Source organism: Eubacterium sulci ATCC 35585 (genome assembly GCA_001189495.1).
GTDB classification, from domain to species: Bacteria; Bacillota; Clostridia; order Peptostreptococcales; family Anaerovoracaceae; genus Eubacterium_B; species Eubacterium_B sulci.
This window is the reverse complement of sequence record CP012068.1, coordinates 61,939-75,807: the sequence shown is the minus strand read 5'-3', so window position 1 is coordinate 75,807 and position 13,869 is coordinate 61,939. Positions and strand designations below refer to the sequence as shown.

Below are 13,869 nucleotides of genomic sequence, written 5' to 3'. Positions count from 1 at the left end.
TGCTAAATAATATATTGAAAATCTCGATATATTTATGCAAAAAGCTGAATATCGACAAACCTAATACCCAAGCACCTCACACAGATAATGAAATATATTGATTAAACTTTCGCCTTTGTATATAATACAGATAACAAACCAAGTTTGTAAAAAAGAATAATTCAAGCAACGCGAGTTCATATTACTATGATTAAAAGGGAAGTAAGTGTAATTCTTACGCGATCCCGTCGCTGTGATGGTTTAGCTCTTTGTAATCCACTGGATATAAATCTGGGAAGGTAAAGGGTGTAGATGCCTAAGTCAGAAGACCTGCTTCGTTGCGATATCGCCGGATTTTACGAGGATAAAGGAAGGGCAGTATTCGCCTGCCTTTGAGCGGGTTTTTTTATTCGGCAAATGGACACGCTATCGCGTGCTAGGAAAGAGAGGAATTTATGAAGAAAAGGTTTTTGGCTGTTTTCATGATGTTTGCAATGGTTTTCATTGTAACTGCATGCGGACAGGGAGCTAGCGACAATGCTATAACTGTCGGTCAGACATGGGTAATTACAGATGATAATCCACTTGATGGCGGAAATGCATGGTCGATCACAAGCCACGGAATTTCTGAGTACGTATTCATGCAGAAGGAAGACGGAAGCATGGAGTCAAGATTCGTGGACAAGCTAGAGGCAAAGAGCGACACAGAGTGGGTAATCACAATGAAAAAGGACGCAAAATTTGCCGATGGAAGCAAGGTTGATGCTAAGGCGCTAGCTGATTGTCTAAATGAGATTCAGGAAAAGAATAAACTTTCAAATGCTTCAGCTGGCGTAATCAAGTTTGAGGCAACAGGGGATTACACTTTGACTGCGAAGACAGAAAGAGCAACAACTGACCTAAAGTCAATTCTAGGTGAGTGGACTAATGTTGTATATAAGAAGGTTGTCGATAAGTATGTATTTACAGGCCCATTCAAGATTAAAGAGCTAAAGGCACAGAGTGAAGTTACTCTAGAGCCTAACGAAAACTATCCAGATGCAAGCGAGAGACCTGCAACTGTAAAGATCAAGGCTTTCAAGGATGTCAATTCTCTTAAGCTAGCTTACGAGTCAGGAGAGGTTGACCTAGCCTTCGGTTTGACAGGCGAAATCGCAAAGGAGCTAAAGGACAAAAAGAAGAATGTAATAGACTTTGATGCTGCATATCAGTACTATACATTCCTAAATCTAGAAAATGATATTCTTAAAGATCCGGCTGTAAGAGAAGCTATCGATAAGGGTATTGATAGAGAGGCTATCAAGAAGACTCTAGATGGCGGAACAATTCCAACAGGACTATTTGCAGGATATAACAGCTTTGATGCAAAGACAGCACCTACATATAACGTAAACGAAGCAAAGGCTCTTTTAGACAACTCTGGATGGAAGCTTGAAGACGGCGCAAAGTACAGAACAAAGGACGGCAAGGAGCTTGCACTTTCAATTAAGACATATAGCTCAAAGCCAGATCTTCCAAAGGTTAGCCAGACAATAGCTTCAGAGCTAGAAAAGCTTGGAATCAAGGTAACTGTAGAGGTTGTAGACGATATATCAAAGGTTACAAAGGCTAGGAACTTTGATATCTTGGTATATGCACAGCATCCATCCCCAGCAGGAAGCCCAGTATACTTCTTGAACCAGTTCTTCAGAACAGGTGGACCTAACAACTTCATGTCATATAGCTCAGCTACAACAGATGAGATTCTTGACAAGATGGGTAGTGAAACAAATCCTGAGAACATTGATAAGCTTGCAATAGAAGCACAGGAGCAAATTCTAAAGGACAGACCGGTTTTGATGACAATGGATCCTAAGTGGCACGCAGCTGTATCTGACAAGCTAAAGGATTATAAGCTTTGGAATGGAGATTACTACATTGTAAACTCAACTCTAAAGGTTAAATAGTAAAACAAGGGGGTGTGCATTTTGTGTTACATCCCCTTATTTAAAGGGTGACATAAAACATATGAATAAATATGTAAAGTTAATTTTAAAGTGGATACTTGTGTTTTTCGCAACTAGCATTGTAGCATTTGCCATTGTGCGAATAACTCCAGGTTCTCCAGTGGACATAACCTTGACTCGGCTTGGACTTCCGAGGACAGCGGAGAACATCAAAGTTATAGAGAAGCAATATCATTTTGATGAGCCCCTAGTTCAGCAGTATTTTAGCTGGATGAAGGACTTTTTGTCAGGAGAATGGGGAAAGTCATATTTGACTCAAAGCTCGCTTAAGTCTGAGATAATTTCAAGACTTCCTCTTTCCTTTGGCCTTGGAATGGGCGGAATACTTCTCGCTATGCTTTTGAGCTTTTGGATAGGATATAAGGCATCACTAGATGATAAGGGAAAATATAATTATATTTCTAGGGCTCTTACTTTGATGAGTCAGACGGTGCCAGTGTTCCTTCTGATTTTGATTACAATATATTTCCTTGGCGTAAAGCTTCAAATAATGAAGTTCTTCACAAATGTAACGCCTGCAGGCATTATTGTCGCTATTATTTTTGTTGCCTTTCCAATGATTGGACCTATGTCAAGAGCGGTGAGGGTGCATTTTAAGGAGACGGCTGAAAGCATGTTCATGCAGTACTACACAATAAGGGGTTACGATAGCAAGAAGGCCTTGCTTAAATATGGAAGCAGGCCAGCGCTATATGGACTTTTTTCAATAGCTATATCAAAATTCTCATCGGTACTAGGTGGAGCAACAGTAGTTGAATTTGCAATGGCGCTTCCGGGACTCAGCACCTTTTTGATAGATAGCATATCGAGAAGAGACTACCCCATGGTTCAAAGCTATATAATGATTTTGGTCATTTGGATGTTCCTAGTTAACATAGTTTTTGAGTTTATCATGGGTAGGATTCTTAAGAGGGAGGTGTCATCATGAAAAAGTTCATAATTGGTGGAAGCATCTTGATGGCATTAGTAATCATCTGCTCGCTACTTCCAACACAAAACCCTAAGATGGTAAACATTGACCACAAATTTCTGCCTATGAGCAGTGCTCATCTCCTCGGAACTGACGATCTTGGTAGAGACATTTTTGCTCTCATGGTCGTTGGCTTTAATAGAACGATAACGGTGCTCATTTCAGCCTGTCTTACCTCTGTTGTAGTCGGATGCACAATAGGCACCATTAGCGGTTACTTTGGTGGGAATATAAGGATTTTGGTTAGAATTTTTGCCGATATATCCATGGTAGTTCCTTCTTTGATCGTTGCACTCATTGTGATAATGACGGTTGGAAATTCGCCATTTGCCGTAGGTATGGCGCTAGGAATTTACGGAATTGGAACTTTCGCCTATCAAAGCGAGAACCTGACGAGAAAGATGCTTGACGAGGAGTTTATAATTGCTGAAAAGCTTTTAGGAACGCCAACGCATAAAATACTGTTTAGTCATATTTTGAGGAATAACTTGCCGCCTATAATGGCAGTTCTAGCAAGCCAGGGCGGAAATATAATACTCGCATATGCGTCACTGACCTTTATCGGTCTTGGCTCTGATATAACGACTCCAGACTGGGGCAGCATGCTTTATCAGTACAGATTTTATATAGTTGAAAAGCCTATTTTGATACTTTGGCCGACTTTAGGAATTTTGTCATTATCTCTGTTTATGTATTACATGTTCGATGATTGGAAGGACAAAAAATATAGCTAATAACAAGGATAATAGCGATTTTGGGACAAAGCTAGGTGACTAGAAAAGGATGATTAAGTTTTGATGGATGAAAAGATACTTTCTCTGAAAAATTTTGGAATAATACATAGAAATAAGTCGAAGAGCAAAGGCTTTGGAAGGTCAGCAAAGGATGAAGAGCTGAGCAAGGACTACAAACTCTCAAATGTGAGCTTTGATCTATACCGCGGCAATAGGCTTGGTATTACGGGAAGTTCGGGAGGCGGCAAAAGCCTTTTGATAAAGGGAATCCTAGGAAGCCTTCCTAGAGAAAATTGGGAAATAGTCGGTGAGTGCAAGGTCTTGGGTGAATACGACCTAAACAAGCTCAACGAAGCCGAACGCAGGGAGGTTCTCAAGAAGTACATAAGCTACATCCCGCAGGATTCAATAAACGCACTGAACCCCTACGTTGGCGTATTGGATCAAATTTGCAGGGAAATAGAGTTTACTAGGGGCATCAAAGGTAGTGAGTGCGAGGAGCTTGCCATAGAATGGCTAGAAAAGCTTGGTCTAGGAAGTGACAGATCAAAGCTCAACCTTTTGCCTGCGGAGTTTTCTGGGGGAATGAGGCAGAGAGCAGTTTTTGTAATGGCAATGGTGAAGAATCCTAAGCTTTTGATAGCTGATGAGCCTTCGTCTGCCCTTGATGTAATAAATCAGCTGAACACCTTGGAAATCTTGCAGACACTAGCTGAAAATCATGACCTAACGATGATCTATGTAAGCCACAGTCCTGGCATGATTAAGAAGCTGTGCGACAATATAGCTATAGTGAGCAAGGGTGAGCTTGTAGAGCTTGAAAGCGTTGAAAACTTCTTTACATCGCCTAAAAGCGATGAAGGTTTAAGGCTGCTTGAGGCGTCAAAGGAACTCGTATCGCGAGGAGAATATAAAGGCAATGAGTAAGCAAGATAAGAAGATAATCGAAGCAAGAAACATAGATAAGAGCTTTGACCAGCACAAGGTTCTAGGCAATATTAGCTTTAGCCTAAACGAGGGTGAAACACTGGGTATAGCAGGTGCATCAGGAAGCGGAAAATCAACCTTGTCCAAGATTTTAGTAGGAATCATGGAGGCTGATAGCGGAGAGGTGCTTTTTAGAGAAGAAGCACTGCCCTTAATCAAAAAAGGAAGAAGAGATACAGCAAGGTTTCCCATACAGATGGTTTTTCAAAACTCAAAGGCAGCCTTTAATCCAAGGCAGACTCTTGAAAAGTCACTTAATGAAGTCGCTTTAAGGCATGAGAAGGAATTTAGGAAAAGTGCAAAGGAGTCGACTGATAAGTCATGTTCGTTGAAGCCTATCAAAGAAACAGTTAAAGAAAAAATTGAAAAGCTTCTCCTTCAGTGTGAGCTTGATCCTGATTTGCTGAAGCGCTATCCAGAGCAGCTATCGGGAGGACAGCTACAGAGAATGGCTATTTGCAGAGCGATGCTAACAGAGCCTAAGGTACTGATTGCTGATGAGATAATATCAGCGCTAGATATTCCAGTTCAGCTTGAGGTTATGAAGACTTTAAAGAAAATGGTCGATAAGAACGGCATGACGCTTATCTTCATATCGCACGATTTGAACGCAATAGGCATGATGGCCGAAAAAACCATGGTTTTGAGCGAGGGCAAGCTAGAGTTTTACGACGAAACCAGAAGGCTTTGGGAAAGCGAAAACGAGGTAATAAAGGAGCTTATAAGAGCGAGCAGGGTTATATCGGTTTAGGTCAAACCAAGGAAATACAAAATTAAATGGCGCAATGCATAAATATAATTAAAAATCTTAATTAATACTGCTTATTGAATAAAAAACTCTTAATTTTCGAGCTTAACTATTGTTTGACATGCCACAAAAAATGGGTTATACTCACGAAAAGTAGTTTGAAGTGCTTTGGTTATCTAAGGCACTTTTAATTTTATAAGTATGTAGATTAAGGAGGAATTTTTATGCATGATGATAAGAAATTATCTTCGCTGACATCTGAGAAAACCGAATTCAAAAGAGAGATTGGCGTATTTGGTGGAATCAGTATCATTGGCGGAATCATGATCGGCTCTGGAATATTCTATCTAGGGTCATACGTTCTTCAGAGGACGGGAATGAATAGTGGCCTAGCGCTAATTTGCTGGCTACTTGCAGGTGTTATTTCACTTGTCGCAGGTCTTTGCTATGCAGAACTTGGAACAGCGATGCCTAAGGCTGGTGGTAGAGTTATCTACTTAAATGAGGCATTCCACCCGGTTGTAGGTTTTATGGCAGGCTTTACAGACTGGCTAATTGGTGGACCAGGTTCTATCGCTGCCGTTTCAATCGCTTTGATGAACGTTGCTAAGTCGTTCTTTGATATAAGTGACTTTGGTATCAAAGCAGCAGCCATCGTTTTGATTATAGGAACAACCATCTATAACCTAATCGGGGTAAAGATTGCTTCGGTGGTTCAGAGCCTTTCTATGGTAGCCAAGCTTGTACCTATTGCAATTGTAATGGGTGTAGCGCTTTTTGTAGGCAAAGTAAGCCCTGACCTATCACTAGGTTCAGCAGCAACATACGCAGCTGAAAACAATACTCATGTTGTTTCAATGATGGCAATAGCAATTGTTGCAGCACTTTGGGCATATGAGGGATGGACAAACCTAAATACGGTTGCTGAGGAAATCAAAAATCCTAGGAAGAATATGCCACTAGCAATAATCATCGGAATCGGTGGAGTTACGCTCCTATACACGCTGTTTAATTTCGCAATCATGAAGGTTTTACCTCACGAGACAATCGTAGACATGATTGCAAAGGAAGATCTTTATCTAGGTACAGCAGTTGCTAAGACTCTTCTAGGCAATGCAGGTGGAGTTATAGTTTCTATCGGTATGATTCTAGCTATGTTTGGAACGCTTAACGGAATGACTCTAGCTCAGCCAAGAATGTACTATGCGATGGCTGAAGAGGGACATTTCTTCAAGAGCTTCAAGAAGCTACATCCTAAGCATAAGGTCCCAACAGTGCCAATCATCGTTCAGTGCCTTCTCTCAGTTGCCTTAGTTTTATTGAGAAATCTAGATCAGCTAACAAATCTAGTTGTAATCAGTGGAATGGTATTTAACGTTATGGTTATTATTGCACTACCTATTTTGAGACACAAGTATCCTAATATCGAGCGTCCTTACAAGGTTTGGTTCTACCCTGTTTCAGTAATTATTGTTACTTTGGTATTCATCGGACTTCTCGTCCAGGGAGTTATGGAGGACCCGGTTAATGGAGCTTTAGGACTTGTAGTTCCAGCAATCGGTGCAGTTGTTTACTTTATATTTGACCAGAAGCTTAAGAAAGAAGTGAAGCAGAATGCGTAAAATTTTATTCAATGCAAAGGTTTATGTTGAAAGAGGAAACTTTGCAGAGGCCGTTTTGATTGAGAATGACAAAATTGTAGCGGTTGGATCTAACGAGGAAATCAAAGCAGAAGCATCAAAGAGCGACGAAACTTGCGGCCTGGCAGAGCTGATTGACTGTGAAGGAAGAACTTTGATACCCGGACTAAACGATTCACACCTGCACTTCATGCAGTTTGGCGAGACGCAAAACCAGGCGATGATAGAAGGCGTTACTTCGATAGATGAGATGGTTGAGATATGCAGGGAGTTTGCAAGCACTCATCCAAATCATGTCAAAGAGGGCCTTCACGCTATTGGTTGGAATCAGGATAACTTCACAGATGGTGACAGGATTCCAGATAGAAGCGATCTCGACAAAATCAGCACGGAATATCCTATAGTTCTTGAGAGAGTTTGCGGTCACATAATTTCAACAAACTCAAAGCTTTTAGAAATGCTCGATATTGAGGCGAACAATGAGCTATTCAAGGACGGTGACTACCTTGTAGGTGAGGACGGAAAGCCAAACGGAATATTCACAGGAAACGGCTGTAATATTGCAAAGCGTCTTATTCCGGACTTTTCGCTAGAGGAGAGACGCAAAATCCTGATTGAGACCATGGAATATGCGGTTGCTCATGGGCTTACAAGCGTTCAGAGTAATGATGTGGGCACGACCTTTATGGATGGACCTGCAGCATTTAAGCTCTTCCACGATATATACGATAAGGGAGAGGCTTTGATCAGATATAGGCATCAGGTTTGCTTCAATAGACTTGAGGACTTCAGGGAGTACCTTGAGAATGGAGAGTATGCTAAGGGTGATTATCCTAAGGATTCGTGGCTCACACTTGGACCACTTAAGTTATTTAAGGATGGAAGCCTAGGTGCCAGAACCGCTTTGATGACTAACGGCTATGTTGGAAATCCAGATGACCACGGACTTGAGTGGATAAGTGTTGAGGATATGGATGAATATTGCCAAATTGCAAAGGAGCACGGGCTTCAGGTGGTTACTCACGTAATCGGAGATGAGGCCGTAAAGCGTACAATCGACAGCTACGAGAAAGCCTTTGTAGACGGTGAAAACAAGCTGAGACATGCCCTAATTCACTGTCAGGTTACGAGCAAAGAACTAGTTGACAGAATCGCAAAGCTGAACATTCTCGTCTTTGCACAGCCAATCTTCCTAGATTACGATATGAAAATCGTAGATGATCTAGTTGGGCGAGAGCTAGCTTCAAGCTCATATGCTTTCGGTAGTCTGGCAAAGAAGGGTGCACACGTGTCCTACGGTACAGACTGCCCAGTTGAGGACTGCAATCCATTCCCTAATATCTATATGGCTGTGACCAGAAAGGATAGACAGGGTAAGCCAGAGGGCGGATTCTACCCAGCAGAGTGCGTTGATGTAGAAACGGCAATAGATGCCTACACCATAGAGAGTGCCTACGGCGAATTTATGGAAGACATCAAAGGTCGCATAAAGCCAGGATACCTAGCTGATATGGTACTTTTAGATAAGGACATCTTCACGGTAAATCCTGATGAAATTAAGGATATTCTTCCAGTCATGACAATGGTTGGAGGTCAAATCGTATTTAAGCGATAGAAAAAGGAGAGCATTGCTCTCCTTTTGTGTTATACTATTTAAAGTGATTGAGGATTTGTAGATTATCCTATTTATAACAAATTAATTCTAATGAATGCAGTAGATGTCGGAGAAATGTCGGAGAAAATGTCGGAGAAACGGAAGAGGGAATCTTGAATCTTCTGGATAATAATCCAAGACTGAGTGCAGTAAAAATTGCAGATAAACTTAAATTATCTAGTCGTCAGGTTGAGCGAATAATTAGGTCTCTAGGACAAAAAGTGTTGATAAAATCGTTATACAAATTGAGAATTCAATGCATGTAGTGACAATGTAGTGACGAAATATAAACGGTCTTATCGTAAATTATTCAAGGGAGAAAAGGGTGTTTACAAGTAGAAAACGTGCAATATATATGATTTTAATAGCTTGCTCGATGAATGCGATGCTATCTATACTAGTTTATTTTTTCAAGCTACCTATGTGGCTTGATACAGTAGGAACCATTTATATATCTATAATAATGGGAAGCTCATTTGGTTTTTGCACTGGGTTAGTTAATAATGTTGTATTTTCAGGCTTTCTTTACGGATACAATTCCATGTCGTACTATTTTGTTAGCTATTTAGTGGCACTAGTAGTGGGAAACTATTCTAAAAAACACCCACAAAGAAATTTTCGTTACTGGACAGCAATGTGTATTTTGATTTTTTTGGTGAGTGTACCAACTGCATCAATCTTTTCTCTTTTGCTAGATGGTGGAATTCCAGCAGACTATTGGGGCGAAAAGCTTTATGCACTTGCGCAGGGTTATAGCTGCCCGCATTTAATTGCTACTATCATTTCGGTGGCTATTATTAAAGCAATTGATGTATTGGTTTCTGTAATAATAGTATATTTTGCAATCAAATTTACTCCAGATAAGTTGCTTACAGATAAACATTGCGTTGATTTATATAAGGTGAGAGGGTAAACGTGAAAAAGATAAAGATGAATAAGGGAGAAAATGCCTTTTTTGATCCAGAAATACGTAAAGCGTTGGACTGGTTAATTAGTATTAGAGATCAAGACGAATGTGGCTGGGCTTGGGTACCACTTATTGCTCCTAATATACAAAATACCTCTGAAGTGATTTGTGCCTCAGTAGATCTAATTGATTTTCTAAAGGAAAACGAAAAAGAAGCTATAATTGAATCCATTAAAAAATGGTTAGTAAGGCCATCACAAAATGCAATTCTATCTATAGACTGGAGCTGGGCACTATTAGCATTAGAAAAAGTAAAATCCTGCGAGATGCTATGCTCTAAAATAGGAAGTGGCGTAATAGCTACTGCAATAGATGAATGCGTTGACTGGTTCTTGAACAATCAAAATGAGGATGGGGGATATCCTGACAATTCAGAGGAAAAGTCAGGAACTATAAGGACAGCATTAGCTGTATGGGCATTAAGCTTAGAATATTGTAAATACGAAGGTGACGCAGATAGGAAATCAAAGATCAAAGACACCATTAGAAAATCAGTAGATTGGCTCATAGAAAGCCAGCATGCTGACGGAGGATGGGGAAATATCCGTAGAAGAGATGCCGATTACCTTTACCAAGAAAAAGTAAATCTAACTTATGCCGACCTGCTATTCCAAACAGAATCGAATCCTTCATGTACTGGATATGCGATGATTGCACTTCATCATTGCCCAGAAAACATTGAAACTGGAGTGATAAAGAGAGCATATAAATATTTGTCAAATACACAAAAGCAAGATGGTAGCTGGGACTTATTCTTAGAGGTGGGAATTAGAGATGGAAGAAGATATACATTTAGACATTTCAGCACCACGTGGGCGTTAAGAGGAATACTAGTTAATGGAATCACAACATTTGATGACGAGTCAGTCATCTTTGGTTTTAATTATCTTGCTGGTCTACAAGATAATAACTTTGGAGGATGGAGATGTTCGGCTGATGCGGATAATTATACATGGTCAACTACCAATGCGATTGTAACTATAAATATGGTTCGTAAAGAACTTGATACAGTTAAGTCGAATCATTTTCTTGCAATTATTGTCGAATGGTGGGATTTAAAGAAGAATGAGGCAAACTTCTCGTTTTCAGTTAGGAATGTAACCTTTGCATTTAATAACGCAATGGGACTTGTGTTCTGTTTAGTCTTTAGTATGCAGATGTTTCTATTGATAGCATATGGGATTAACTGGATATCAAGTTTGCTTTCGGAATCACCAGAAAAAGTTACAAATGCAGTTGCTGGCGCATATTTAATATTAATGTCATTCGTACTTGGACTTCCATGGGTAGTATATGTTAAGAATCGGTTTAATAAAGATATGGAAAGCTGGATAAATTCTATCGGATGGGTTTATGGTATTATTACTGGATTTGTTTTGGCATTCTATCAACTGATGCTGTAAGAATGGAGGCGCTTATGAGAACTAAAGTTTGCGGAATAAGAAATTTACAAGATGCTATGACAGCTATAAATGCAGGGGCAGATGCAGTAGGATTTCTTGTAGGGATTACACACTTAGCAGAAGATAAAATCAGTAAAGAGGACGCCCGTGATATAATCGAAAAGCTGCCACCTTTTGTATCAACAGTTTTAGTAACACACCTTACAGATAAGGATGAAATAGTTGAGCTAGCTAAGTATCTACATGTAGACACTGTGCAAATTCATGATTATATACCACCTGAAGATGTAAAGTATGTTAGAGAAAAGCTTTATTACTGTAAGATACTGAAAGCAATTCATGTGCTAGATAGAGATGAAGCTTTGAATATGGTAAAATTATTTGAAGGATGTTGCGATGCCCTGCTACTTGATTCGAGAACAAAAGAAAGACTCGGAGGTACGGGACTTACACATGATTGGAATGTAAGTAGAGAAATCGTTGAAAAATCATCAGTGCCAGTTATTCTTGCAGGAGGGATAACGGACAAAAATTCATATGATGCCGTAAAAAAGGTTAGACCGTATGGAATTGATGCAAATTCCGGTGTCGAAATTGATGGATACAAATCATATGAAAAAGTTAAAGCTTACATTGAAAATGCAAGGTTAGCAGAAGAGGAACAGATATGAGTCAGAATCTATACGATAACGAAAAATTTTTTAACCTATACAAAGAGCTTAGAAATAAAAGCAATAGCGCAAATAACCTAGAAGAAAAGCCAGAATTACTTTCGCTTCTTCCAGATCTGAAAGGGAAAAAAGTATTAGACCTAGGATGTGGTTATGGAGAGTGGTGTAAAATTTACTCAGAAATGGGAGCAAGCTATGTTAAGGGAATAGATATTTCATCTAAGATGCTAGATGTTGCAAAATCAGAATGCTCACAGTTTAGTAATATCGAGTTTGGTATTTTGGATATGGGAAAGCTTGATGAACTAAACGAAACTTTTGATGTTGTTGTAAGCTCTCTTGCAGTTCATTACGTAAAAGACTTCGAAAAGCTATGTAAAGATGTAAAGAAAATTTTAAATAAGGATGGAATCTTCTTATTCTCCCAGGAGCATCCAATTTTTACTGCTACCAAAAAAGGCGTTACATGGCAAACAGATATAGATAATGTAGTAAAGGGCATGGTAGTTGAGGATTACCCAGAGTCTGGAAAAAGAAATGTATATTGGCTTGTCGAAAATGTTGTAAAGTATCATAGAACATTTAGCGATATAATAAATGCTCTTGTAAAAGCAGGATTCCACATAGTGCAAGTAAAAGAGCCTACAGTTTCAGATGAAGTAATAGAATTGAATAAATCACTGGCTAGATGTAAGCATGTACCAGATTACTTGTTCGTGCTTTCCCAAGCCTAATGACACATTATTATTCAATATTAGCGTATAGTGACATAAGAATGCATCGGCAACTAATAATTTATAGTACTCAAAAAGGAGAGTGTTTGCTCTCCTTTTCGTGTTTCTTGCTTTATAGCTCATTCCAAACCGTACTAAGCTCGTGGAATTCGTCTACAAGCATCTTACCATTAACCTTTTTACACTTTGCTTCGAAGATTTGAGTCATTTTATAAACCGTACCGTCTCGCAACTGGTAGCTTATAGCGATGTAGTCACCACCTGGGCCTGGCTTAACTTTGATGAATACACTGGATTTTTTATCTGCACCGTATATTTCCTCAATCTCATAAGGAAAATGCTCAAGCTTCATCATCTCTATGCAGTTTTTCGTTGCAACATCTTTAAATTGCTCATAGTATTTGTCTTTATTATCTATGTACTTTGTGTATCTGTCCTTGTAGTTAAAGTTAAAAACAACATGAGCAAAATTTTTTATTGCTTCCTCCTCTTCACTAAGCTTTACCGGCTTTAGATTTTGTTCCTTTGCCTCGCGGATATATTGAAAGATTCTCCCGATTCCCGCCTCTTCATAGCCATCGCGAAATTCTACCAAAAGAGGCTTCAGGTCAGTGTGCCCACTTTCAAAGTAGATATCATAATTATCCTCATCGGAAAGTAGTTTTAGAGCCTTGTTAAACTTACCTTCCTGAATATCCGTTATGTAATCGATATAGAATTTAGCGGTTATATCCTTAAATTCGCCATTTTTATCCTTCTTACTGACAGTGACAAGCTCAGGATTTGTTTGAATTGCCTTCATAGAAATCTTGAGGTAGTCTTCGCGAAAATTGTTTGCGACTTTGGCCTTCGAAGGCTTGCTATAAAAGACAAAGATTAAGATAGCTGCAATTACAAGGACTAAAGCTATAGAGAATATCTTTGCTTTGTTTCTCATGACCTATTTCCTCCTTACTATAAAATAACTGCATATAACCATGACTAAAGAAATGCCCCAGGCTATTATAGAGATAAAACACGATATGAACAAAATGTCAGGGTCAAAAGGTATCGGAAGCGAGAGTTCAGGGTGATACATGGCATATACAACGAATGCGAATGTAAATACATTTAAATCCAGCGCAATTAGAGAAGTTATAACCAAGGTTTTCCTTGCAGAAATATAGGTATTTATATTTTCCATAGTTTTATATTTTCGGTAGCGATACATAAAATGCATTGATAAGATGAACATATAAAGTATTGACATATAAACGAAACAATGCTTATATATGAATTCCAGAATATCCCCAATCCATAAACATGCAATATATTGCTTGATTGTAGAGTATGTTAATATCAGTATGCTGAATATCACCGCTGACAGTGAATAAAAC

Annotated in this window: 11 protein-coding genes and 1 pseudogene; 11 read left to right on the top strand and 1 reads right to left on the bottom strand. The window is 39.2% G+C overall.

All coding sequences use genetic code 11. The features are described 5' to 3' along the window. Positions 1-434: 434 nt before the first annotated feature. The 11 genes and pseudogenes from ADJ67_00345 (at position 435) to ADJ67_00295 (ending at position 12,493) form a co-directional block, all read left to right on the top strand. Positions 435-1,925: a hypothetical protein gene (locus ADJ67_00345; GenBank protein ID AKT46316.1), complete on the top strand. Its 1,491-nt coding sequence runs from the start codon at positions 435-437 to the stop codon at positions 1,923-1,925. A gap of 61 nt (positions 1,926-1,986) precedes the next feature. Continuing rightward, the gene (locus ADJ67_00340; protein AKT46315.1) at positions 1,987-2,913 is read left to right on the top strand and encodes a hypothetical protein; all 927 of its coding nucleotides are present in this window, start codon (positions 1,987-1,989) and stop codon (positions 2,911-2,913) included. Then, positions 2,910-3,689: a hypothetical protein gene (locus tag ADJ67_00335; GenBank protein ID AKT46314.1), complete on the top strand. Its 780-nt coding sequence runs from the start codon at positions 2,910-2,912 to the stop codon at positions 3,687-3,689. The genes ADJ67_00340 and ADJ67_00335 overlap by 4 nt, the downstream gene beginning before the upstream one ends. Positions 3,690-3,875: 186 nt before the next feature. Then, positions 3,876-4,529 (top strand): annotated as a pseudogene (locus ADJ67_00330) (hypothetical protein). 79 nt (positions 4,530-4,608) lie between these two features. Beyond that, positions 4,609-5,427, top strand: a complete 819-nt coding sequence (locus tag ADJ67_00325) for a hypothetical protein (GenBank protein AKT46313.1) — start codon at positions 4,609-4,611, stop codon at positions 5,425-5,427. Between the two features lie 221 nt (positions 5,428-5,648). Next, positions 5,649-7,046 carry an amino acid permease gene (locus ADJ67_00320; GenBank protein ID AKT46312.1) on the top strand — a complete coding sequence of 466 codons (1,398 nt, stop codon included), beginning with the start codon at positions 5,649-5,651 and terminating at the stop codon, positions 7,044-7,046. Beyond that, positions 7,039-8,679, top strand: a complete 1,641-nt coding sequence (locus ADJ67_00315; protein AKT46311.1) for an amidohydrolase — start codon at positions 7,039-7,041, stop codon at positions 8,677-8,679. Before ADJ67_00320 ends, ADJ67_00315 begins: the two co-directional genes overlap by 8 nt. Positions 8,680-9,043: 364 nt before the next feature. Continuing rightward, positions 9,044-9,631 (top strand): hypothetical protein, encoded by a 588-nt coding sequence (locus ADJ67_00310; GenBank protein AKT46310.1) that lies wholly within the window; start codon positions 9,044-9,046, stop codon positions 9,629-9,631. A gap of 2 nt (positions 9,632-9,633) precedes the next feature. Then, positions 9,634-11,088 carry a hypothetical protein gene (locus tag ADJ67_00305; protein ID AKT46309.1) on the top strand — a complete coding sequence of 485 codons (1,455 nt, stop codon included), beginning with the start codon at positions 9,634-9,636 and terminating at the stop codon, positions 11,086-11,088. Positions 11,089-11,102: 14 nt separating this feature from the next. Beyond that, complete coding sequence (locus ADJ67_00300; protein AKT46308.1) at positions 11,103-11,759, top strand: hypothetical protein; 657 nt, start codon at positions 11,103-11,105, stop codon at positions 11,757-11,759. Further along, on the top strand, positions 11,756-12,493 hold the full coding sequence (locus ADJ67_00295; GenBank protein AKT46307.1) for a hypothetical protein: 738 nt from the start codon (positions 11,756-11,758) through the stop codon (positions 12,491-12,493). Before ADJ67_00300 ends, ADJ67_00295 begins: the two co-directional genes overlap by 4 nt. 112 nt (positions 12,494-12,605) lie before the next feature. Here the strand turns inward: ADJ67_00295 and ADJ67_00290 are convergent, their stop codons facing one another. After that, positions 12,606-13,430: a hypothetical protein gene (locus ADJ67_00290; GenBank protein AKT46306.1), complete on the bottom strand. Its 825-nt coding sequence runs from the start codon at positions 13,428-13,430 to the stop codon at positions 12,606-12,608. Between the last annotated feature and the right edge of the window lie 439 nt (positions 13,431-13,869).